The sequence below is a fragment of the Oerskovia sp. Root918 genome (assembly GCF_001428945.1).
Taxonomy (GTDB): domain Bacteria; phylum Actinomycetota; class Actinomycetes; order Actinomycetales; family Cellulomonadaceae; genus Oerskovia; species Oerskovia enterophila.
Genome location: NZ_LMJG01000001.1, coordinates 185,522 through 208,453, shown reverse-complemented (window position 1 = coordinate 208,453; position 22,932 = coordinate 185,522). Strand labels below are relative to the sequence as shown.

Here is a 22,932-nt window from a genome sequence, read left to right as displayed (position 1 = left end):
CCGCTGGCGTACCGATCCGACCAGGAGGTGGCACCGTGCGCGTGATGGCTCAGATGTCGATGGTCATGAACCTCGACAAGTGCATCGGGTGCCACACGTGCTCGGTCACCTGCAAGCAGGCGTGGACGAACCGTACGGGCGTCGAGTACGTGTGGTTCAACAACGTCGAGACGCGGCCCGGCCTCGGCTATCCCCGGACCTACCAGGACCAGGAGAAGTGGCAGGGCGGCTGGGTCCGGACCAAGCGCGGGAAGCTCAAGCTCCGCGCGGGCGGACGGGCCAAGAAGCTCGCGACGATCTTCTCCAACCCCAAGCTCCCCTCGATCCACGAGTACTACGAGCCGTGGACGTACGAGTACGACATGCTGCTCTCGGCCCCGCAGGGCCCGCACACCCCCGTCGCGAAGCCCAAGTCGCTGCTCACGGGCGAGGACATGAAGATCGAGTGGTCGGCCAACTGGGACGACGACCTGGGCGGGTCCAAGGAGACCATGCAGGACGACCCCATCCTGCAGCACATGAGCGAGCACGTGGCCTCGGAGTTCGAGCAGACGTTCATGTTCTACCTGCCCCGTATCTGCGAGCACTGCCTCAACCCGGCGTGCGTCGCGTCGTGCCCGTCGGGGGCCATGTACAAGCGGGCCGAGGACGGGATCGTCCTGGTGGACCAGGACCAGTGCCGCGGGTGGCGCATGTGCGTCACGGGCTGCCCGTACAAGAAGGTCTACTTCAACCACAAGACCGGCAAGGCCGAGAAGTGCACGCTGTGCTACCCGCGCCTCGAGGTCGGCCTGCCCACGGTCTGCTCCGAGACGTGCGTGGGGCGCCTGCGCTACCTGGGCCTGGTCCTGTACGACGCCGACCGCGTGACCGAGGCCGCGTCGGTCGAGGACGAGCACGAGCTCCTCGAGTCCCAGCGCTCGGTGTTCCTGGACCCGCACGACCCCGAGGTCGTCGCCGCGGCCCGGGCCGAAGGGATCCCCGAGGACTGGATCGCGGCCGCCCAGGCCTCCCCGATCTGGGCCCTCATCCAGAAGTACCGCGTGGCGCTGCCGCTGCACCCCGAGTACCGGACCATGCCCATGGTCTGGTACATCCCGCCGCTGTCGCCCGTGGTCGACGTGGTCGGCTCGTCGGGAAACGACGGCGAAGACCCGCGCACCCTGTTCGCGGCGATCTCCAAGCTCCGCATCCCGCTCGAGTACCTCGCGGGGCTGTTCACCGCGGGCGACACCGTGCCGGTCGAGCGCACGCTGCGCCGACTCGCCGCGATGCGCTCCTACATGCGCGACATCAACCTGGGCGAGGAGCCCAACGAGGCCATCGCCCGCGCGGTCGGCATGACGGGCACCGAGATCCAGGAGATGTACCGCCTGCTCGCGATCGCCAAGTACGAGGACCGCTACGTCATCCCCACGGCGCACCAGGAGATCGCGCGCGAGCTCGAGGAGATCAGCTGCTCGCTCGACTTCGACGGCGGTCCCGGGATGGGCGGCATGGGCGGCGCCGGGCCGTTCGGCTCGTCGAGCGGGACACCGGTGCCCGTCGCGGTCGAGAACTTCCACGTCCTGCAGGCCCGCCAGACGGCCGACTCCCCCAACGGTCCGTCGACCTCGGGGCGCGTCAACCTCCTCAACTGGGACGGCAACGGCCGGCCCGCGGGCCTGTTCCCGCCGGGCACTCCCGACGGGGCCGAGGGCCCCGGGCAGGACACCTCGGGCGACGGAACGGCGGCCCGCTGATGGGACTGTTCACGAGGTCGCCCTCGACCACGTTCCTGCCCCGCCCGACGGCGCGCACCCCGCTCCTGGAGCCCCTCGCCCCGGTTCGGGCCACGCCCGCGCAGCGACGCACCACGCACATGGCCGCCTCGCTCCTGCTCGACTACCCCGACGCCGGGACGCTCGCCGCCGCGCGCGAGGTGCGCGACGTCGTCGGGCAGCTTCCCGACGCCGTGCAGGCGCGGCTCGACGCGTTCCTCGACGACCTCGAAGCCGGCGACCCCGCGGCGCTCGAGGCGCGCTACGTCGCGACGTTCGACCTCAAGCGCAAGTGCTCGATGTACCTCTCGTACTACGCCGCCGGGGACACCCGGAAACGCGGCATGGCGCTCGTGCGGTTCGTGCAGGCCTACCGCGCCGCCGGGTGGGAGGTCGACGGCGAGGAGCTGCCCGACTACCTGCCCATGGCCCTCGAGTTCTCCGCGCGCGCCCGGTCCCGCGACGAGGAGCGCATCGCCGCGGGCCTGCTCGGCTCGCACCGCCAGGGCATCGAGGTGCTGCGCTCTGCGCTCGCTGCCATGGCCAGCCCGTACGCGCTCGTGGTCGAGGCCGTGTGCCTGACCCTGCCCCCGCTCGACGCCGAGACCGAGCGGCGGTACCTCGAGCTCGTGACCTCCGGGCCGCCGACCGAGATGGTCGGGCTGTCGGCCATGGGACCGCTCGAACCCTTCGCCCCCGCGGGGGCGCCCTCCGAGGAGGTACGACGATGAACGGTGCGAGCACGGGGAGCATCCTGCTGTGGGTGGTCTTCCCCTACGTGACCTTCGCAGTGTTCGTCGTCGGGTCCGTGTGGCGGTACCGCTACGACAAGTTCGGCTGGACCACGCGGTCGAGCGAGCTCTACGAGAAGAAGCTGCTGCGGCTCGGGTCGCCCATGTTCCACTTCGGGCTGCTGTTCGTGATCCTCGGGCACCTCATGGGCCTCGTGATCCCCAAGACGTGGACCGAGGCCGTAGGGATCAGCGAGGGCGCCTACCACTTCGTCGCGACGTACATGGGTGCGCTCGCCGCGCTCGTGCTCGTCGCGGGGCTCCTCATCCTCATCTACCGCCGACGGACCACGGGCCCGGTGTTCCTCGCCACGACGCGCATGGACAAGGTCATGTACGTGTTCCTCGCGGCGTCGATCGTGCTCGGGACGTGGGCGACGGTCCAGACCCAGCTCCTCGCCGCGAACCACGGGTACGACTACCGCGAGACCATCTCGCCGTGGTTCCGCTCGCTCTGGTACTTCCAGCCGCAGCCCGAGCTCATGGCAGGCGTGCCCGCCGCGTTCCAGCTCCACATCGTCGCGGCCAACCTGCTGTTCATCCTGTGGCCCTTCACCCGGCTCGTGCACGCGTTCTCGGCGCCCGTGCCGTACATGTTCCGGCCCTACATCGTGTACCGCTCGCGCGACGCCGCCGTGGCGTCCCGTGAGCCGCGGCCCGGCTGGGACCCGTCGGAGCGGCCAGGAGCGAAGCGGTAGGTCTGCGGCGCGCCACGCCAACGAGGTCTGACCTCTCAGCACTGATCGCGGCGTCCGCCGTCTTCGTCGACGACCTCAGACGGGCCGCCTGCGCGGCACGAGCCGGATGTCCGGCAGCACCGGGGCCGGCAGCGGCCCGCCGTCGTACCCCACGACCTCTCCGAACCGCCGGCCTGTCGCCCCCGCGGCGTACCGCGTGCCGCCGTCTCCAGGGACCGGCACGGGCACCTCCGCCCCGCTCGCTCCGGGCGCGCCCGCCTCGTCGCCCTGGGCGACCTCCACCTGGGCCATCCAGTCCGCACGCGCGGCCGCGACGTCGTCGTGCGAGCGGCCCACGAAGTTCCACCACATGACGATCTCCTCGGCGAACGGCTCGCCGCCGATCAGCACAGCGCGCACGGGGCGCTCGCCCGCTGACACCGTCACCGTCGAGCACCCCGGCTCGACGTAGCCGAGCGACGCGACAGGCACCAGCACGCCCTCGAACGACGCGTCGCCGGTGTCGACGAGCAGCGCGTGCTCGAACCGCGGATCCACCTCGACCTGGACCGAGGCCCCCGCGGGCAGGTCGACCTGCGCCCCGACCAGGGGCGTGAAGACCGTCGCGGTCGACCGCAGCTCGACGCCGCCCACGCTCAGCGAACCCACGAGCACCTGGACCCGCTCGCCCCTCGGCCCGCTCCACAGGGGCAGGTCGCCGTGGTGCTCGAAGAACGGCTCGTCGCCGAGCCGGTCCCCCGGCAGCGCGACCCACAGCTGCACCCCGTGCAGCAGAGGCGGCCGGAGGCCCGCGGGCGACTCCTCCGAGTGCGAGATGCCCCGCCCGGCCGTCATGAGGTTGAGCTCGCCCGGCCGTACGGTCTGCAGCGAGCCGACCGAGTCGCGGTGCAGGATCTCGCCCTCGAAGAGCCAGCTCACGGTCTGCAGGCCCGTGTGCGGGTGCGGGGGCACCTGCATGCCGTCGGAGGTCGAGACGTCGTCGGGCCCGTAGTGGTCCAGGAAGCACCACGCACCCACGAGCGAGCGAGCGCGCTGCGGCAGGGTGCGGCGCACGTCCATGGCGCGGGTCCCGCCGAGCGGGACCTGGCGGTGGTCGAGGATCTCCACGCGCGGCGAGGTTCCGGGGGTGCCCGACGACGGAGCGTGGCTCCCCGCGGCGCACACCTCTTCGCGGGGCCGGGTCTCGAGGTTGCTCATGGGTCGAGCGTAGGCGCGCGCCCGGACCGGGGCCCACCTGGCGGGAGGGGGCCGGGACTCAGCGAGGCCCCCGGCAGCTGCCGGGGGCCTCGCTGATGACCGTGTGCCCTGTGCGGTCGGCCGCAGGGGTAGGCCGGCCGGGCTCCGCGTCGACGTCGCGGCTCGACGCCTCCCCCGCGACGTACCGAAGTCCGTCCCGGTCTCCTTGGGAGATGTCTCTCACGATCGGTCTTCCGGTCCGCTGGAGACCTGCGTCGTCACCCGCAGCTCGGGGCCTTGCGGCCACGAGACGTCCCACCGTTTTCCGGTCGACCAGGGTCCCTCGGGGTTGTGGTTCCAGCGTCCTTGCCGGTCCGTCCTCCCGTGCGGGAGAGCGTCGTCGGGGCTGCCTCGTCCGTACCCGTCGGAGCCAACACTGTCGTTTCTAGTCCTGTGCCGGGGCCCGCGGCAAGACCTCCGCACGAGGTATTTCTGCCCGGGCCGAGACCACAGGTTCGTCCACAACCGGAGGCCCGGCCCCACGGAGTTACCCACAGGCTTGTGCACAGAATCTGTGGACAACTCTGGGGACGGGTCACACCCAGAAGCGGGCCGTGCTCACCGCCGCGATGCGTTCGTCCACCTCCGCGGACGTCACCTCGAAGCCGCCGTCGTCCACGAGCACGCCGGCCGCCCGCCCCTGCAGGACCGACGCGAGCCGGGCCACCGAGGCCCGCATCCGCGAGCGCGCGATGAGGTGCAGGCCCGACGGCTCCTCGACCTCGAGCTCGTACGGGTCCGCCGGGACCCAGCTCATGCGGTACGCGAACGGACCGTACTCGCGCCAGTCCAGGGCACCGAGCACCGCCGGGACCACGTCCACCTTGCGCACCACGACCCGCAGCGCGCCGTCGTAGGCCGTCTCCCCGTCGAGCGCGTAATCGACCAGACGGTCCGGGCGCTCCACGACCTCCACGACGCGCGCGCCCGGGACCACGGTCTGGAGCGAGCCGAGCGCGGCATCAGGGGTCAGGGCCTGCGCGCTGTAGAGCGTCAGGTCGACCGCAGCCGCGGGCTCGGGCGCGAGCGGCACCGCGCCGTCGACGAACAGCGTGCCCCCGACCTTGCGCGCAGCGGCCACCATCCACCGCAGCACCCGCAGCTCCACGTCGTCCGGGAGCCCTGCGGCGAAGACCCGGGCAAGGCCGTCGCGGTCGTCGACCTCGGCCGGGAGCCGGTCGCGCGACCGGTGCGCCACGCGCACGGCCCACAGCTCGGCGACCGACGAGGCCAGGTCCAGCGCGAGCGACTGCGGCGCCGGGACCACGAACGGCCCCACGACCTCCACACCCTCGGTGAGCCGCAGCACCCCGGGGCGACGGACGTCGTCGGGCACCACGCCGCGGAAGCGGGCACCTGCCATGGGACGCTCCGCCGGACCGCTCGACGGCTCGCTGACCCACCCCGCCTCCGGGAACCAGGCCGTGGCGAGCGCCTCGATCCCCGGACGCGCCACGCCACGCGAGCGCGGCAGCGCGAGCAGATGGTCACTGCTGTACATCTCGGGGACCGACCCCGTCAGAGGAAGCGTCATGACGTGACGCTAGACGGGGCGACGACCGCCAAGAATGCCGGGAGGTTACGGGCGTGGGTCGTGCGCGGGACGCCGGGTGGGCCGACGGGGCTCGTCCTGGCCTGGGCGGGCCGGGTGGCCTGACGGTCGCACGGGCGGACGTCAGGTGGTCGGCGCGCCCACGTCGTGCAGGTGGTGGACCACGTCGTGCAGGAAGTACTGCCCGAGCGTGCGGACCGTGAAGACCGAGCCGTTCGAGCGACGTCCCGGGCGCTCCCAGTCGTCGGGCCCGACGGCGTCGAACCGGCCCGCGACCCGGTCGCCCGCGAACGCGAGCTCGCGCGACAGCACCTGCGGGTCCTGGCTCGCGTAGTCACCCTCGACCGCGGCGGCGTCCTGGTCCCAGTTGGCGAACTGCGGGTCGTCACCCTCGACCATCGACGCGAGCCGCACGTCGAAGATGCCGAACACGTCGCGCACGTGCGCCGCGTACTCGAGCGGGGACCACGTGTGCTCGTCCGGGCGCAGCGTCGCGTCGGGACGCTCCAGGACCTCCTGCCACCGCGGGACGGCTGCGCGTACCGCGGGGCCCACCTGGTCCGGGTCCACGCTCGACGACACGAATCCGCACTCCGGGCACGGGCGCTCGAGCACCCACGTCCAGTCCTTGGTGTCCGGGGTGATCCCCGTGGGGTCCTGCGGGGTGGGCGGGGCGGGCGTCGTCGTCATGCACGGAATGGTAGGCCCGCGCCCGGCGAGCGTGAACCCCTGCCCGGTGCTCAGGCAGCAGGTGGCGGGATCTCGTCGAGGAGCAGGACGTCGAGAGGCTCCTGCATCCACTCCGTGAACGGGACGCCATGGATCAGGTCGAACAACGCGTCCTCGCCCGCTGCGAAGGCCGCGGGGGACTCCCACGTGGTGGTGACCACGATCCGCTCGCCGTCGCCCTCGGACCACACCACGGCCTCGACGATGCCCGAGAGCTCCCGCGCGGCCCCGGTCACGCGCTGGAGGTACGCCACGGTCGCCCCCCGGAACTCGTCCTTGGGGCGGTGCACGATGACCTGCGTGAACATCGGCGGCCCTCCCCAGGTATCCGATCCAACGCTACGGTTCCCGCCAGGGCCCGGGGAAGCGCCCGACAGGGTGAGATCCTGGACGTCACCCCGCCCGGGCCCCGTCCCCCATCTGCTCGAGGGTCCGGCCCTTGGTCTCGGGGAGGAACCGCAGCACGAAGAACACCGCGAACGCCGAGATCGCCGCGAACGTCCCGTACGTCGCGGGCAGCCCCCACGACTCGCTCACGACGGGGAACGAGCGCGTCACGCCGTAGTTCACGAACCACTGCACGGCCGTCGCGACCGCGAGCGCCGTCGCGCGGATCGAGTGGGGGAACATCTCGCCGAGCAGGACCCAGCCGAGCGGCCCCCACGTCAGGCCGAACGAGACGACCATGAGGTTCACGGCCACGAGCGCGGTCATGGCCCACACCTGCGGGAAGACCAGCTCGCCCGAGACCGACGTCGTCGCGTGCCCGAACGCGAAGGCCGTGACCGCGAGCGAGACCGCCATCCCGACCGATCCGGCCGCGAGCATGGGGCGGCGCCCGAACCGGTCCGCGAGCCCGATCGCGACGACCGTCACGGCGATGTTGACCGCCGCGGTCACGAGCGACATGGTCAGGGCCCGCGACTCGGTGAAGCCCACCGACTCCCACAGCGACGTCGAGTAGACGAACACCGCGTTGATGCCGCTGAGCTGGATGAGTGCGGCCACGCCCAGCCCGATCCACACGATGGGCTTGAGACCCAGCGCCGAGCCGCGCAGGTCGCGCAGCGACGTCGTCGCGTGCTCACCGATCGAGGCCCGGATCTCGTGCACCGTGTCGTCGACCTCGCGGTCACCGACACCCGTGAGGCGCTGCAGGACCGCCTTGGCCTCGTCCTCGCGCCCCTGGGACACCAGGTAGCGGGGCGACTCGGGCAGGCGGAACGCGGCGAGCGCGTAGAGCGCGGCGGGGACGAGCTCGGCGAGGAACATCCAGCGCCAGGCCGGGAGGCCGCCCCACAGCTCGTGCGCCGCACCGCCGGCCGCGCGGGCCATGGCGAGCCCGGCCGCGAGCGCCACGAAGATCCCGATCGTGATGAAGAGCTGCTGGAGCCCGCCGAGCCGCCCGCGGGCCCGCGCCGGGGCGACCTCTGCGATGTAAGCCGGGGCCATGACCGAGGCCGCGCCGATCCCGACCCCCGCGAGCAGGCGCACGGGCAGCAGCAGAGCGACCGACGGGGCGAAGGCTGCGAGCACTGCGCAGACCCCGAACAGAAGTGCCGAGAGGACCATGACCTTGACGCGCCCGAGGCGTTCCGAGACCGAGCCTGCGAACCACGCCCCCACCGCGCAGCCCAGCAGCGACAGCGAGGCCACCATGCCGCGCATGCTCGCGGTCAGCTCGAAGTGCTCGCTCAGCGCACCGACGGCCGAGTTGACGACCGAGGTGTCGAACCCGAACAGGAGCCCGCCGAGGGCCGCCGCGAGGCACGCGAGCACGACCCGGCCGGGGACGCGGGCGGGGACGGGCGGGGCCACGGGTGGTTCGGGGGTCATGGTCGGAACCCTGCCATGCGACGGGTGGCCGGGCACGGTGGCGAGGTGTGATGCGCGGCGGGTGCGAGCGGCGTGCGCGGGGGACGTACGGTCCGGGGCGCCGGGCGCTGGGTTCGGGCGCCGTCCGCGGGGGACGTACGGTCCTGGGCGCCGGGCGCGTCGCGAGGGCCGCGGGCCTGATGAGCCACGAGGAGCACGGGCCCCGATGAGTTGTCAGAACTGAGCCGGGGTATGCCCCGGCTCAGTTCTGACAACGAATCCTCGGCCGTGCGACCTGTCAGAACCTGCCAGGTGCATGGCCCGGCCCAGTTCTGACAACTCGTCGGGGTGCTGGCCCCTCGCCAACTCGTCGGAGCCCCGGACCCCGCCCACCCGTCAGAACACCTGGCCCTCGAGCGCCGCCGACTCCTCGTCCGAGAACAGCCTCGACCGGATCATGAACCGCACGCCCTCGGGCGCCTCGACGCTGAACCCCGAACCCCGTCCCGGGACCACGTCGACCGTCAGGTGCGTGTGCTTCCAGTACTCGAACTGGTTGCGGCTCATCCAGAACGGCACGGTGAACGTGGGCCCCCCGGCCCGCGTCTCGTCGCCCGCGAGACCCGGTGCCCCCGCAGGCTCCGACAGCACGTGCCCCGAGACGGCGGCCGACAGCACCGTCGCCGCCCCTCGGGGTGCCGTCGGCCCGGGGCCCGGAACCACGGGACCCGGCGGCACCACGAGCGCAGGGTCGTCCGACAGTCCTCCGAGCGGCAGGGCGTCGGGCACGTCGGCCAGGGCCGAGTACGAGTCCGTGACCACCAGGTCCCCCAGGTGCACGTCGGCGTCCGACGTGAGGAACTCCCCCTGCGGGTAGCACATGGGCGACGAGCCGTCGCAGCACCCGCCGGACTGGTGGAACATGAGCTCGCCGTACTGCACACGCAGCCGTGCCAGGAGCTCGGCAGCACCCTCGGTGAGGGTCACCCGCTCGGGCGGCTCGCCGGCCGGGACGCCCACCGCCCCGCCCGGCACGATCCCCACCGCCCCCGGTGCGGTGACCTGCGGGGCGGGCGTGACGTCGTCGGGCATGGTTCCTTCTTCCCTCGTGGCGGACGGTCCGGACGGTGCGCACCACCGCGTGCGGGCCCGGGACTCCCCGGGACCCGCACGCGGTGGCCTGCGCCAGGCCTAGAAGAAGCCGAGCTTCGAGGCCGAGTAGCTGACCAGGAGGTTCTTGGTCTGCTGGTAGTGGTCGAGCATCATCTTGTGGTTCTCGCGGCCCACGCCCGAGCCCTTGTACCCGCCGAACGCCGCCGCCGCCGGGTACGCGTGGTAGCAGTTCGTCCACACGCGGCCCGCCTGGATCTCGCGGCCCGCCCGGTAGGCGATGTTGGCCTCGCGCGACCACACGCCCGCGCCCAGGCCGTACAGGGTGTCGTTCGCGACCGTGATCGCGTCGTCGAAGTCCGCGAAGTCCGTGACCGCGACGACGGGCCCGAAGATCTCCTCCTGGAAGATGCGCATCGAGTTCTTGCCCTCGAAGATCGTCGGCGTCACGTAGTAGCCGCCCGCGAGGTCGCCGCTCATCTCCGCCCGCGTGCCGCCCGTGAGGACCTTGGCGCCCTCGGCCTTGCCGATGTCGATGTAGCTGAGGATCTTCTCGAGCTGGTCGTTCGACGCCTGCGCGCCGATCATGGTCTCGGTGTCCAGGGGGTTGCCCTGCTTGACCGCCTTGGTCCGCTCGATCGCGTCGCCCAGGAACGAGTCGTAGATCGACGACTGGATGAGCGCGCGCGACGGGCACGTGCACACCTCGCCCTGGTTGAGGGCGAACATGGTGAACCCCTCGAGGGCCTTGTCGTAGAAGTCGTCCTTCTCGCGCGCCACGTCCTCGAAGAACAGGTTGGGCGACTTGCCGCCCAGCTCGAGCGTGACCGGGATGATGTTCTGGCTCGCGTACTGCATGATGAGCCGGCCCGTCGTGGTCTCGCCCGTGAACGCGATCTTGCGGATGCGCGGGCTCGACGCGAGCGGCTTGCCCGCCTCGACCCCGAACCCGTTGACCACGTTGAGGACGCCCGGGGGCAGCAGGTCCCCGATGATGTCGATCAGGAACAGGATCGACGCGGGCGTCTGCTCGGCGGGCTTGAGGACCACGCAGTTGCCCGCCGCGAGCGCGGGGGCCAGCTTCCACACCGCCATGAGGATGGGGAAGTTCCACGGGATGATCTGCCCCACCACGCCCAGCGGCTCGTGGAAGTGGTAGGCGATGGTGTCCTCGTCGATCTCGGAGATCGAGCCCTCCTGCGCCCGGATCGCGCCCGCGAAGTAGCGGAAGTGGTCGATCGCGAGCGGGATGTCCGCGGCGAGCGTCTCGCGCACGGGCTTGCCGTTCTCCCACGTCTCGGCGACCGCGATCTTCTCGAGGTTGGCCTCCATGCGGTCGGCGATCTTGTTGAGGATCACGGCGCGCTCGGTCGCCGTGGTCTTCCCCCAGGTGCGGGCGGCGCCGTGCGCGGCGTCCAGCGCGCGGTCGATGTCCTCGGCCGTGCCGCGCGCGACCTCGGTGAAGGTGCGGCCCGTGACGGGGCTCGGGTTCTCGAAGTAGCGGCCGCTCGCCGGGGCGACGTACTCGCCACCGATCCAGTGGTCGTAGCGAGACCTGTACTCGGCGATCGCCCCGGGGGTACCGGGTGCTGCGTAGACGGTCATGTGCGTCTGCCTCCTTGCAGTGCTCCGTGCCGTGCGCGGCCCGCGTGGTGTCGGCTGCCTGCCGGCCGACGCGGTCCGCAGCCCGTGGCGCACCGTTGCGCCGGGCTGGTCAGGACGCTACGGGCGCCAGGGTTGCAGGAGGGTTGCAGTCACGGTGTCAGCTCGAGCGCGGGTCGGTCCGGGAGGGCGCCTCAGCCCAGCGCGCGGTCCAGCAGCGCGAGACGCGCCCTCGCGCGCGCCGCCGCGGGGCTGCCCGGTGCAGCCAGGGCCGCGAGCCGTCGCCACGCCGCGTGGTCGTCGGCGCCCTCGTCGCTCGCGAGCCAGCGCCCCACGGCCCCCGGGTCGCCCGACGCGAGGACCGCCCCTCGCACCTCGGCCGAGAGCTCGTCACGCAGCTGCTCGACCCCCGGCGCGACCGACCTCGGCAGCACGGGACCCGCGTACGCGGTCAGCGCGCCGTGCACGTCGCCCACCGCGAGCAGGTCGCGGACCGTGTCGAGGTCCGTGCGCAGCGGCCCGCCCAGCCGGTACGGTCGCGATCCGCCCAGCAGCGGCCCTACGGCCCGACGCAGGCGCGACACCTCGGCCCGCACCGTGACGTCCGACAGCTCGCCCGGGTGCAGCAGCACGGCCAGCTCGTCCGCACCGAGCCCCCGCGGGTGCGCGGCGAGCAGCAGGAGGATCTCGCTGTGGCGAAGGCTCAGGCGGCCCGACGGCGCAGCGTGCGTGCCGCCGTCGGGCACCGTCGCGTACGTGGCCGGGCCGGGCCACCCCGCGGCTGCCCCCGGTGCCGCGCGCAGGACGCCGCCCGAGCGGCCCAGGACGTCGAGCTGCGGGGCGCTCGCGGCCCCCGTGAGCCGACCGCCGGGCGCGACGTGCTCGGCGAGCTCGCGCTCGACCGCCGCGACCGACGCCCGCACGAGCGAGAGCACGAGTCCCGACCCCGCGACCCGGCCTCCCGTGACGTCCAGGACGCCCAGGACACGGCCCGTGTGCAGGTCGCGCACGGGCGCGGCCGCGCAGTTGAACGACTGGACGGGGCGCGTGAAGTGCTCGGCGCCCAGGACCTGGACCGGGCGGCCCGTGGCGAGCGCGGTGCCGGGAGCGTTGGTCCCGACGCGCTCCTCGCGCCACACCGCCCCCTCGACGAACCCGATGCGTCCCACCTGGTCGCGCACGCTCGAGCTGCCCTCGACCCACAGGAGGCGGCCGGCATCGTCGGTCATCGCGACGACCGCGCTCTCGCCCGCGAGGCCCGCGACCAGGAGGTCGCGCACGATCGGCATGGCCCGTGCGAGCGGGTGCTGCGACCGGTAGGCGCCGAGGTCGAGGTCGGTGATCGACGTGTCCGGCTGGGGCGAGTCGGGGTCCACGCCGCTGCGTGCGCTGCGGCGCCACGACTCGGCCACGAGGGGACGGACGCCGGGCGGGAGCGCGCCCGTGCTGAGGAAGGCCTCGCGGGCCGCGCGGACGGATGCGGGCCGGGGCGTGGCGCCCGGGCCGGGGCGTGCGGCGGGACCGTCGGAGCGGGCGGGTGCACGATGGTCGGTCATGGTCGCCTTCCTCCGACGTCCTTGTCGGGTCGATCCGGGGCTGCTGCCAGTGTAGGCAGCCGCGCCGCCGGGAGGGCTCAGGAGCCGCAGGATCTCGCGAATTAGCATTCTGACAGCAAGTGCCTATGATGTCAGCATGCCGAAGATCATCGGCGGTTCGCTCCACGAGCACCGCGCACAGACCCGTCAGAAGCTCTTCGCGGCGCTCTCGAACCTCATGATGGACCGCGGTTTCGACGCGATCTCGCTCGCAGACATCGCCGCCGCGGCGGGCGTGGGACGCACCGCGGTGTACAACCACTTCCCCGACAAGGAGTCGCTGCTCCTGGGGTTCATCACGCACGAGACCGAGCAGTACGTCGGCACCCTGGAGCGCGCGCTCGAGGGGGTCGACGACCCGGTCGAGCAGCTCCGCACCTACATCCGCCAGCAGGCACAGCTCAAGCGCGTCTTCCACCTGGCCCCCGGGCCGGACCTGCGCACCGTGCTCTCGCGCGGCACGCAGCAGCGCCTGCGCGAGCACGCCGTGATCGTCGAGGACACGCTGCGTCGCATCCTGACCGCGGGCATCGCGTGCGGCGAGTTCCCCGAGCAGGACCTCGGCACCACGGTCCAGCTCGTCAACGCGTGCCTCTCGGGCCGCCTCATCCCCGAGGACCCCGCCCAGCGCGAGCGCGCGATCGAGGCCACCGAGGCGTTCGTCCTGCGGGCTGTCGGGACCCAGGAGCTCGTGGCCGGTTGAGGTTGACACCCCGCACGATCGGCTGCGAGCCTGCGGCGTGACCCCGACCGCCCCGGCCCCCGCGGCCCGCGCCTTCCTCGCCCCGACCCTCACGTTCGTCCTCGCGACGTTCGTCGCGTCGGGCGCGATGCTCCTCGTCCAACCGGTCTCGGGGATCGACCCGTCGGTGCTCGCCCTCGTCCAGCTCGGCCCCGCGATCGGGGCCGGTCTCACGTTCGCGATCTTCCGGGGGCGCCTCGCGCCGCTGCTGCCGAGCGCAGTCCCTCGCCGTCAGGTCGTCGCCCACCTGGTCCTGGCGCTCGCCGCGTGCCTGCTCTACTGGGGCGTGCTCGTCGTGACGCTCCTGGTCCAGGGCGAACCCCTCGAAGGGGTGCACGCGACCGCGGGTGTGCCGTTCGCGCTCCTCCTGCTCACCTACCTGGTGGGCGCGGCCGGCGAGGAGATCGGGTGGCGCGGCATGCTCCAGCCGCTGCTCGAGAACCGGTTCTCGCTCCTGGTCGCGAGCATCGTGACAGGCCTCGTGTGGGGCGTGTGGCACGTGCAGATCTTCACCGAGGGGCCGGTCGTGATCGTGGGCTTCCTGCTCGCGACCGTGGCCCTGTCGGTGCTCATGGGGCACTTCGGACGAGGCACCGTGCGGCAGCGCGTCGCGCTCGCGACCCTCGTGCACTGGCTCGTGAACGTCGCCCTGCTGCTCACTCTCGGAGACCGGCACTCGACCCCCGACGGAACCGTCGCGAACGCGATCGCCGCGCTCGTGACGACAGCCGTGTTCATGGCCATGTTCGCCGCGGCCCAGCGCAAGCGCGGCAAGAGCGCGCTCGTGGCGCGGCGGACGCAGGACGTCGCGGCGTAGGACGTCCCGACGACGGGGCGCGCGTGACTGCCCGGGCCGGCCTCCGCCGTCGGGCCGTCGCATGGGGCCGCACCCGACACCCTGGCCGGAGCGCCGCCGTCGGGCCGTCATCACAGCGGCCGACGAGCTCGCGCACGGCCCCTCGCGGCAGGGCGCCTAGAGTTCTCCGGTGCCCCCCGCAGAACCCCCACCCCCCGCTGACGCTGCCCGGACACCGCCCGGGCGCCCCGACGAACCCGCCCGCCGCGGGCTCGGCCGGTCCTTCACCAACGTCTTCACGGCCAACATCAGCTCGAGCCTGGCCGACGGGATCGCGCGCGTCGCCGCCCCTCTCCTCGCGGCCCGCCTGACGGACGACCCGCTGCTCATCGCGGGCATCGCGGCCGTCGCGATGCTGCCGTGGCTGTTCTTCGCCATCCCGTCCGGGGTGCTGCTCGACCGGATCGACCGCCGCCACGCCATGACGATCGCGAACGGCACCCGGACGCTCCTCGCAGTCACGCTCCTCACGCTCTTCGCGACGGGCACGCTGACCATCTGGTGGCTGTACGCGGTGATCTTCGCGTACGGCGCGCTCGAGACGCTGTACGACGGCGCGATCCGGGCCGTCGTCCCCGCGATCGTGCGCCGCGCGGACCTGCCGCGTGCCAACTCCCGCATCGAGGCGGGCGAGCTCGTCGTGCAGAACTTCCTCGCCGTCCCCGTGACGTCGGCGCTGTTCGCGGTCGCGGTCGTGATCCCGCTGGGCATCGGCGCCCTGTCCTACGCGGTCGCGGGGGTGCTCGCGTTCTTCCTGCCCGCCGCCGCGGCCGGCGCGCACCGCACCCACCGTGCGCGCAGGCGCAGGTCCGACGACGCGCACACCGCCGCCTCGGACGTCCTGTCCTCCGACGACGCCGGGACGCCCTCGCTCCCGTCCGTCCGCGCGACGTTCGCCCACCAGCTCACGGACGGCTTCCGCTTCATCATGAGCCACCCGATGCTGCGGCCCCTCTGGTTCCTCAGCATCCTGATCGCACTGTTCTTCTCGGCGGCGATCGCGACCGATGTCCTGTTCGTGCTCGACCGCCTCGACGTGCCCGAGCAGTGGTTCGGGGTGTTCATGCTGTCGGGGGCCGTCGGGGGCATCGTCGGCGCCGTGGTCGTGAGCCCGCTCAAGGTCCGGTTCGGGGCCGGCCCCGTCATGGCCGCGGCGAACTTCGTCGGGCCCGTCGCGCTCGTCGTCATGGGCCTCTTCCCGACGATCCCGGTCGCGGTCGTGTGCTTCGCGGTGTCGTTCGGGTCGACGTCGGTGTGGAACGTCCTGGTCATGTCGCTGCGTCAGGCCGCGATCCCGGGCCACCTGCTGGGCCGTGTCCACGGGACGTGGCGCACGTTGCTCTGGGGGACCATGCCGCTGGGCTCGCTGCTGGGCGGCCTGCTCGCACGCATCGACCTCACGACGCCGCTGCTCGTCGCGGGCGGGCTCACGGTCGTGGTCGCCGCCGCGGGCTACCGGTTCCTGCACGGGCTGCCCAACCCCGAGGACGTCGCGGAGCACGCGCTGCCGACCAGGTGAGGGCGCACCACGCCGTGACCGCAGCCCCCCGGGGCCTCGCGACGAGTTCACACAGGCTCTCAACCTTCGACGGGTGTCGCGCGTTGTCCCGGTTGAGAGGGTGGGTGCACGCTGCGTCGAGGGAGGCTGGATGGATCAGGGGGCGCTGGTGGTCGGTGACGACGAGGGCACAGTCCTGCTGGTCGACGGGCGGTCGCACGCGACCGAGTTCGAGGCGTTCGTCCGCGAGTCGTCCTCCGCCCTGCTCACGACGGCCTACCTGCTCGTCGGGGACCGGCACCGCGCCGAGGAGCTGACCCAGCAGGCGTTCGAGCGGGTGTGGCGAGCGTGGGTCCGGGCCCGGCAGGACCCTCTGCCGTACGCCCGGCGCGTGCTCGTCAACCTCCGGGTGGACCACTGGCGGCGTCGGCGGCGCGAGCACCTCGTCGCTGACGTGCACGAGCGGCCCGTGGCGGCGGGCGACCGTGCGGTCGTCGCCCGGGACGAGCTCGTCAGGGCGCTGCGCACCCTTCCCCTGCAGCAGCGCCGGATCGTCGTCATGCGGCACCTGCTCGACCTGTCCGTCGAGCAGGTGAGCACCGACCTCGGCGTCACGCCGGGCACCGTCAAAGCAGCGTCGTCGAGAGGATTGGCGACCCTGCGCGCCCTCCTGGGCGAGCAGAGGAGCGAGAGATGAACGACGACGACGACTTCGCGGCCGGGCTGCGTGCCCGGGTCGAGGACGCACCGCTGACCTCGCTCGCGACGCCCGGCGAGGTGCGCGCTCGTGCGCGGAGAGCGCAGCGCGTCCGGCGCGTGGTGACCGTCACCGGCTCGGTCGGCGCCCTGGCCGTGGGGGCTGCGCTCGCACTGCCGGCTCTCGGCCTCGACCTCCCCCTCAGGGGACCGGTCGGTCTGGCCCCGGCGGGTCTCGTCTCCCAGCACACCGGGAGCCCGGCCGAGACGGCGTCCGACGTGTCCTCTCCGGCCGACGCCGCACCGGCGCGCGAGACCAACGGAGTGCGGACGTGCTTCAACTACAGTCCCACCGAACGCGGGTCCGTCGAGGGAGCCGACGAGCACGGGAACCCCATGACGCTGGGTGGCCTGGAGGGCTGGTGGAACAGCTTCCCTGCAGACCTCGACGGTGACGTGCTCCCCGTCGAGGAGTGGCCCCAGGAGATCCTCGACCACCCCGTGACAGCGCAGGTCGAGACCCGGAGCGGTACCGTCCTCGAGACCTTCGATCGCAGGAGCTGCACATCGGTCCCGGACTACGTGCCGCCGCCCCTCGACACCCTGCCCGCCGAGTCGATCGTCGTGCTCGACGTCGAGACGGGCGAGATCCTCGCCGAATCCACTCTCCTCGCGCCCAGTCCGTGAGATCTCTCCCACAGAGCATAGGTAAACCTCACCTCACTGTTGTATCGTTCCTGACGCGACGTCATGACGATGTGTCACCACACCGTGGACCCTGCGCTGGACCCCGGCGCGCGTGCCGACGTCGTGCACGTGACACGACGAACCGCAGGAGCCCCTCGTGACCGCTGAGATGACCGCTGAGACCCTTCCCCCCGCACCCGCGCCCGCGTCCCTGTCGCTGCGCCTGCGCGAGGGCACGCGCCCCGAGCACGAGCAGGCCGAGACCACGGGCTTCGTCGAGAAGCTCATGGGGGGCGAGCTCGACGTCGCCGCCTACACGGACCTCGCCGCGCAGCAGTACGCGATCTACGGGGCGCTCGAGCGGGCCAGCGCCCAGATCCGCGACGACGCCCAGGGCGCGACCCTCGTGTTCGACGAGCTGACCCGCACGCCCTCGATCGAGAAGGACCTCGCGTTCCTGGTCGGGTCCGACTGGGCCACCGAGATCCGCATCCTGCCCGCGACCGAGGCCTACGTGGCCCGCCTGCTCGAGGTCGGCACCTCGCTCTCGGCCTACGCGGCGCACGCCTACACGCGCTACCTGGGCGACCTGTCGGGCGGCCAGATCATCAAGCGCATGATGGAGCGCCACTACGGGCTCGGCCCCGACGGCCTCGCGTTCTACACGTTCGACGAGATCCCCAAGGCCAAGCCCTTCAAGGACGTCTACCGCGAGCGCCTCGACTCCCTGGACCTCACGGACGAGCAGATCGCCGAGACGGTCGAGGAGGCCAAGCTCGCGTTCCGCCTCAACAGCGCGCTGTTCGCGGAGCTCGGCGCGATCCACTGCTGACCGCGGTGAGCGTGCGGTGAGCCCACCGGCTCGCCGCACCCTCTGAGCGCCGCTCCCGCTCCGCCCAGCCCCTTCGCCCCGCCTCCGCCCCGCCTCCGGGGCCGAGCATGCGGTGGACGTTCGTCGAGCAGGTGGTGGCGTCGAGATTCCCCGGGTTCTCGACACCCACCGCATGTTCGGCACCAGGAGGCGGCCGCACCCGACCGCTGCGCCAGCGCCCGGGACCGCCGGCAGCGTCTCCAAGATCACAGAAGATCCCGTGGACCGGCCACCCTGGCGAGGCCCTTCGTAGGTTAGCCTCAACTTACCCGGAGCCGCCTTCTCGCCTGGGCGGCCGACCCCCGCTGGAGCCTTTGTGATGTCGCACCCTGCCCGCGTCCCGTCCCCCGAGCGTCCGCGCGACCCGCTGTCGGGCGGCCTGCGCCGCTCGTCCCTCGTGGGCGTCGCCACGCTCGCCGCGGTGCTGCTCGCGGCAGGCTGCGCCCCCCTCCCCTACGAGCCCGAGGGCCCGACGACGGCGCCCCCCTCGGCCTCGGACTCATCGCCCGCACCCACCGAGGCCGTCGCCCTGGACGCGTGCACGGCCCTCGAGACGGGCGAGCGCCCCACCGTGGACCCCGCGACGTTCCCCACCGGCCCGACGACCGCGACGTTCGCCGACAACGTGATCGACCCGATCGTCTCGGCGCCGACCCCGACGCTGCCCGTGACCGTGCAGTCGTTCGACGGCCGCGAGGTCACGGTCGCCGACGCCTCGCGCATCATCGCGGTCGACCTGTACGGCACGCTCGGCGAGATCGTCTACAGCCTGGGGCTGGGCGCGAACGTCGTGGGTCGCGACCTGCCGACGGGCTTCCCCGAGGCCGCCGACGTCCCCGTCGTGACCGGCGCGGGCCACGCCCTGAACATCGAGACCATCCTCGGCCTGAACCCGAGCGTCATCCTGACCGACGCCACGCTCCTCACGGACACCGCGCGCTCGCAGCTCGAGTCCTCGGGCATCCCGGTCGTGTACTTCGACGAGGCCCGCACGCTCGACGGGATCGACGACCGCATCACCGCGGTCGCGACCACGCTCGGCGTCCCCGAGGCCGGGGCGGCGCTCGTCGAGCGCACCGACCAGCAGATCTGCGCAGCCCTCGCCGGGGTCCCAGCGGACACGGGCAACCCGCTCGTCGCGTTCCTCTACCTGCGTGGGTCGAACATCAAGATGCTGTTCGGTCCCGGCTCGGGCGCCGACGACCTGATCCGCGAGATCGGCGGCCAGGACGCGGGCACCGCGATCGGCCTCACGCAGCAGTACGCACCCGTCACGAGCGAGGCCATCATCTCGGCGGCGCCGGCGGCGTACCTCGTCATGACGGACGGCCTCGAGTCGAGCGGCGGTCTCGACGCCATGATGGCCATCCCGGGCCTGGCGCAGACCCCGGCGGGCCAGGACCAGCGCGTGATCGACATGGACGGCAGCCGCCTGCTGACGTTCGGCCCGCGCACGGGCGAGACCATCGCGTCGCTCGTCGAGGCGTTCTACGGCGTCCCGGCCCCCGACCTGACCGCGGTCGCCTCGGCCGACGCCGGGACGGCCACGCCGTGACGCCGGGTTCCCACCCCGCCGGCCCGACGACGGCACGCCCCACCTCCGACGCCCTCACCACGGCGCAGCGCACCGCGGACGGGACGACCACCGACCGACGCGAGCCGGGCGCGCCGGTGAGCGACGCCGTCGGGCACGGGGCTGCTCCCCGGGGCTCCGGGCGCGACGAGAAGGACGCCGCGGCGCTCACCGCCGTCGGGCGCGGGCGGCGACGCGCCGCGACCTGGCTCATGATCGGGCTCGGCGTCGCGCTGCTCGTGCTCACCGTCCTGTCCGGCATGACCGGGCAGGTGCCCGTGTCCCCCGCCGAGGTCCTCGGCTCGCTCATGCACCACATGGGCCTCGACATCGGGCCCATGCCCTCGCACCCGCAGGGCGAGAACACGCTGTGGGTCGTGCGCTTCCCGCGCGTCGTGCTCGCGATCCTCGTCGGGGCCGCGCTCGCCTGCTCGGGCGCGCTCATGCAGGGCGTGTTCGGCAACCCGCTCGCCGAGCCCGGCGTGATCGGCGTCTCCGCGGGCGCGGCCGTGGGCGCGTGCGCGGTCATCGTCACGGCCGGCTCTCTCGTCTCGGGGACCTGGGTCGCCGCGGCCGCGTTCCTCGGCGGGCTGATCACGACGTTCGTCGTCTACGCGCTCTCGCGCTCGGGCGGGCGCACCGAGGTCGTGACGCTCGTGCTCACCGGCATCGCGGTCAACGCGTTCGCGGGCGGGCTGCTCGCGTTCTTCACGTTCGTGGCCGACCCGGCCGCGCGCGAGCAGATCGTGTTCTGGCAGCTCGGATCGCTCGGCGGGGCCACGTGGGGATCGGTCGCGGTCGTGGCTCCCATCGCGATCGTCGGCGTGGTCGGCGCCATGCTGCTGCGCCGCCAGCTGGACCTGCTGTCCCTGGGCGAGCGCGCCGCGCAGCACCTGGGCGTCGACGTCGAGCGGCTGCGGCAGATCGTGATCGTCCTCGTCGCGCTCCTGGTCTCCGCGGGCGTGGCCTTCACGGGGATCATCGCGTTCGTGGGGCTCGTCGTGCCGCACCTGGTCCGCATGGTGTGCGGCCCGAGCCACCGCTGGCTCATCCCCGCCTCGGCCCTCGGCGGGGCCGTGGTCCTGCTGCTCGCGGACCTCGTCTCGCGCACCGCGGTCGCGAACGTCGAGCTGCCGCTCGGCATGATCACCTCGCTCGTGGGCGGGCCGTTCTTCTTCTACCTGCTGCGCCGCACGCGCTCTCGCCAGGGAGGCTGGGCATGAGCCGCACACTGGTCGAGCTCGACTCGCGCCACGAGGGCAGCAGCTTCTGGTCGTCGTTGCGGACTGCGGTCACGGGGCGGCGACGCTCCTCGCGGTTGCCTTCTGCCGCGGCGACGGGCGACGTCGTGACCGAGGCGCGCGGTGCGACGCTCTCGCTCGACGGGACCCCCGTGCTGCGGGACGTGTCGGTCACGGTACGGGCCGGCGAGGTCCGGGCCCTGCTCGGCCCCAACGGCGCGGGCAAGTCCTCGCTGCTCGGGGCGCTCACGGGCGACCTGCCGCTCGACGGCGGCTCGGTCCTGGTCGACGGCTCGCCCCTGCGGTCGTGGACGCCCACCGAGCTCGCGATGCGCCGGGCCGTGCTCATGCAGCAGATCCACCTCAGCTTCCCGTTCACGTCGCTCGACGTCGTGCAGATGGGCCGCGCGCCCTGGCGCGGGACGCCCCTCGAGGAGACCGACGAGGAGGTCGTGGCCGCCTCGCTCGCCGCGACCGACGTGTCCCACCTCGCCGACCGGCACTTCCCGTCGCTCTCCGGGGGCGAGAAGGCACGCGTCGCGCTCGCGCGCGTCCTGGCCCAGCGGACCGGGCTGCTCATGCTCGACGAGCCGACCGCGGCGCTCGACCTCAAGCACCAGGAGCTCGTGCTGCAGATCGCCCGCCGCCACGCGGCGTCCGGGGGTGCGGTGGTCGTCGTCGTGCACGACCTGGGGCTCGCGTCGGCCTACGCCGACCAGGTCACGCTCATGGCTAGAGGTCGCGTGGTCGCCGACGGGGCGCCCGCCGAGGTGCTGACGGCCGAGCGGCTGAGCGAGGTCTACGACTACCCGGTCGAGGTCGTCGAGCATCCCGGTGGCGGGGCGCCGATCATCCTGCCGGCACGGTCTGCTGCTGCGGTTCCGCCGAGGTAGAGGCCTGCCGTCGACGTAGAGGGCTGTACCCCTCTTTCTCGACACCAGGCCTCTACCTCACGGCCAGTGCGGCGGGTGACCTACAGGTTCCGCCCCGCGTACACCGCCAGCGCGTCGCGCACGAACGTCGCGCCCTCGACGCCGCCGTAGCTCGCCGCGAACCGCTCGTCGGCCACGTACATCTCCCCGAGCCCGACGACGTACTCCCTGACCGGCGCCCCGCCGTGGCCCGGGGTGCCCGGGATGCTGCTCAGCCACTCGACGTGCCGGCGAGCGAGCACCTGCGCCTCGTCGCTCCCGGGCTCGACGCCCGTCTGCGCCGCGGCCGTCCAGTCCGCCCCGAGCTGCCGGGTCGTCTCCCGGTAGGCCGCCTTGTCCTGCGCGGAGAGCCCGCGCCACCAGGTGTCGCCCGTCCGGTAGGCCTCGGCACCCCACCGCTCGGTGACCTCCGCCTCGTGCTTCGTGTGGTCGAACCCGTCGAACATCTCGTCCGCCATGAGCCGCCCACCTCCTTCCATGGTCGTGATCGTGCGCTCGACCGACGCGATCTGTCGCGCCAGCCGCTGCCGCTCGGCCCGGAGGGCGTCCAGGTGGGTCCGCAGGGCCCGCGCCTGCACGGCAGGACTGGCCCCGCCGTCACGCTCCAGGATCTCGGCGACGGCCGGGAGGCCCACGCCGAGGTCCCGCAGGAGGAGGATCCGCTGGAGGCGGACGAGCGCGGCCCCGTCGTAGTACCGGTAGCCGTTGTGCCCGACCCTGCTGGGCGCGAGCAGCCCGATCGCGTCGTAGTGACGCAGCGTGCGGCTCGTGGTCCCGGCGAGGCGGGCGATCTCCTGGATCGACCAGTCGGTCGGGGCCTGCGGTGCGTGCGCGGTCATGCGCTCCTCCTTCCTGGGCCTCGCGACGACACGATGTCGTCGCGGCTGTCCGGTCGTCTCGCGGACGGCCCGGATCTGGACGCCTCGGGTGAGGCAGCACGATCGACCC

20 protein-coding genes and 2 pseudogenes are annotated in these 22,932 nt (G+C 72.8%); 12 read left to right on the top strand and 10 right to left on the bottom strand.

Annotated elements, in window-relative coordinates:
* The first annotated feature begins 35 nt into the window (after positions 1 to 35).
* From narH to narI, 3 genes are read left to right on the top strand one after another with little or no spacing between them, the layout of a single operon-like run.
* Positions 36 to 1,742, top strand: coding sequence for a nitrate reductase subunit beta (narH, locus tag ASE27_RS00910; RefSeq protein WP_056644755.1), 1,707 nt, complete (start codon positions 36 to 38; stop codon positions 1,740 to 1,742).
* On the top strand, positions 1,742 to 2,491 hold the full coding sequence (gene narJ / locus ASE27_RS00905; protein ID WP_056644753.1) for a nitrate reductase molybdenum cofactor assembly chaperone: 750 nt from the start codon (positions 1,742 to 1,744) through the stop codon (positions 2,489 to 2,491). The genes narH and narJ overlap by 1 nt, the downstream gene beginning before the upstream one ends.
* Positions 2,488 to 3,249: a respiratory nitrate reductase subunit gamma gene (gene narI, locus ASE27_RS00900; RefSeq protein WP_056644751.1), complete on the top strand. Its 762-nt coding sequence runs from the start codon at positions 2,488 to 2,490 to the stop codon at positions 3,247 to 3,249. The genes narJ and narI overlap by 4 nt, the downstream gene beginning before the upstream one ends.
* Positions 3,250 to 3,324: 75 nt before the next feature.
* On the opposite strand, the gene ASE27_RS00895 is transcribed toward narI, so the two are convergent.
* The 9 genes and pseudogenes from ASE27_RS00895 to ASE27_RS00860 all read right to left on the bottom strand — a co-directional run bounded on the left by ASE27_RS00895 (position 3,325) and on the right by ASE27_RS00860 (position 12,849).
* Positions 3,325 to 4,446 (bottom strand): pirin family protein, encoded by a 1,122-nt coding sequence (locus tag ASE27_RS00895; RefSeq protein WP_056644748.1) that lies wholly within the window; start codon positions 4,444 to 4,446, stop codon positions 3,325 to 3,327.
* A 574-nt stretch (positions 4,447 to 5,020) separates the two neighbouring features.
* Positions 5,021 to 6,019, bottom strand: a complete 999-nt coding sequence (locus ASE27_RS00890) for a hypothetical protein (RefSeq protein WP_056644746.1) — start codon at positions 6,017 to 6,019, stop codon at positions 5,021 to 5,023.
* Positions 6,020 to 6,160: 141 nt separating this feature from the next.
* Positions 6,161 to 6,727, bottom strand: coding sequence for a DinB family protein (locus ASE27_RS00885; protein WP_056644743.1), 567 nt, complete (start codon positions 6,725 to 6,727; stop codon positions 6,161 to 6,163).
* 50 nt (positions 6,728 to 6,777) lie between these two features.
* Positions 6,778 to 7,074 (bottom strand): antibiotic biosynthesis monooxygenase, encoded by a 297-nt coding sequence (locus ASE27_RS00880; RefSeq protein ID WP_056644741.1) that lies wholly within the window; start codon positions 7,072 to 7,074, stop codon positions 6,778 to 6,780.
* Between the two features lie 85 nt (positions 7,075 to 7,159).
* Positions 7,160 to 8,602 carry a sugar porter family MFS transporter gene (locus ASE27_RS00875; protein ID WP_056644737.1) on the bottom strand — a complete coding sequence of 481 codons (1,443 nt, stop codon included), beginning with the start codon at positions 8,600 to 8,602 and terminating at the stop codon, positions 7,160 to 7,162.
* A gap of 375 nt (positions 8,603 to 8,977) precedes the next feature.
* Positions 8,978 to 9,163 (bottom strand): annotated as a pseudogene (locus ASE27_RS21145) (DUF779 domain-containing protein); the annotation flags it as partial.
* Between the two features lie 228 nt (positions 9,164 to 9,391).
* Positions 9,392 to 9,673, bottom strand: a pseudogene (locus ASE27_RS21140) (DUF779 domain-containing protein); the annotation flags it as partial.
* A 99-nt stretch (positions 9,674 to 9,772) separates the two neighbouring features.
* Complete coding sequence (gene adh, locus ASE27_RS00865; protein ID WP_056644733.1) at positions 9,773 to 11,296, bottom strand: aldehyde dehydrogenase; 1,524 nt, start codon at positions 11,294 to 11,296, stop codon at positions 9,773 to 9,775.
* Positions 11,297 to 11,487: 191 nt separating this feature from the next.
* Positions 11,488 to 12,849 (bottom strand): helix-turn-helix domain-containing protein, encoded by a 1,362-nt coding sequence (locus tag ASE27_RS00860; protein WP_056644730.1) that lies wholly within the window; start codon positions 12,847 to 12,849, stop codon positions 11,488 to 11,490.
* A gap of 136 nt (positions 12,850 to 12,985) precedes the next feature.
* Between ASE27_RS00860 and ASE27_RS00855 the strand changes: the two genes are divergently transcribed.
* From ASE27_RS00855 to ASE27_RS00815, 9 genes are all read left to right on the top strand, one after another.
* On the top strand, positions 12,986 to 13,591 hold the full coding sequence (locus ASE27_RS00855; protein WP_056644728.1) for a TetR/AcrR family transcriptional regulator: 606 nt from the start codon (positions 12,986 to 12,988) through the stop codon (positions 13,589 to 13,591).
* A 37-nt stretch (positions 13,592 to 13,628) separates the two neighbouring features.
* Positions 13,629 to 14,447, top strand: a complete 819-nt coding sequence (locus ASE27_RS00850) for a CPBP family intramembrane glutamic endopeptidase (RefSeq protein ID WP_056644725.1) — start codon at positions 13,629 to 13,631, stop codon at positions 14,445 to 14,447.
* A gap of 169 nt (positions 14,448 to 14,616) precedes the next feature.
* Positions 14,617 to 16,005, top strand: a complete 1,389-nt coding sequence (locus ASE27_RS00845) for an MFS transporter (RefSeq protein WP_056644722.1) — start codon at positions 14,617 to 14,619, stop codon at positions 16,003 to 16,005.
* A gap of 130 nt (positions 16,006 to 16,135) precedes the next feature.
* On the top strand, positions 16,136 to 16,681 hold the full coding sequence (locus tag ASE27_RS00840; protein WP_056644719.1) for a SigE family RNA polymerase sigma factor: 546 nt from the start codon (positions 16,136 to 16,138) through the stop codon (positions 16,679 to 16,681).
* The gene (locus tag ASE27_RS00835) at positions 16,678 to 17,367 is read left to right on the top strand and encodes a hypothetical protein (protein WP_056644714.1); all 690 of its coding nucleotides are present in this window, start codon (positions 16,678 to 16,680) and stop codon (positions 17,365 to 17,367) included. Before ASE27_RS00840 ends, ASE27_RS00835 begins: the two co-directional genes overlap by 4 nt.
* Positions 17,368 to 17,524: 157 nt before the next feature.
* Complete coding sequence (locus ASE27_RS00830; protein WP_369800534.1) at positions 17,525 to 18,199, top strand: heme oxygenase (biliverdin-producing); 675 nt, start codon at positions 17,525 to 17,527, stop codon at positions 18,197 to 18,199.
* Between the two features lie 358 nt (positions 18,200 to 18,557).
* A complete protein-coding gene (locus ASE27_RS00825) occupies positions 18,558 to 19,793 on the top strand; it encodes a hemin ABC transporter substrate-binding protein (protein WP_082608365.1) in 1,236 nt (411 codons plus the stop codon).
* 230 nt (positions 19,794 to 20,023) lie between these two features.
* Positions 20,024 to 21,034: an iron ABC transporter permease gene (locus ASE27_RS00820; protein WP_056646481.1), complete on the top strand. Its 1,011-nt coding sequence runs from the start codon at positions 20,024 to 20,026 to the stop codon at positions 21,032 to 21,034.
* A complete protein-coding gene (locus ASE27_RS00815; protein ID WP_056644711.1) occupies positions 21,031 to 21,945 on the top strand; it encodes a heme ABC transporter ATP-binding protein in 915 nt (304 codons plus the stop codon). The genes ASE27_RS00820 and ASE27_RS00815 overlap by 4 nt, the downstream gene beginning before the upstream one ends.
* Before the next feature lie 80 nt (positions 21,946 to 22,025).
* Here ASE27_RS00815 and ASE27_RS00810 read toward each other — a convergent pair whose 3' ends face one another.
* Positions 22,026 to 22,823: a MerR family transcriptional regulator gene (locus tag ASE27_RS00810; protein WP_056644709.1), complete on the bottom strand. Its 798-nt coding sequence runs from the start codon at positions 22,821 to 22,823 to the stop codon at positions 22,026 to 22,028.
* Between the last annotated feature and the right edge of the window lie 109 nt (positions 22,824 to 22,932).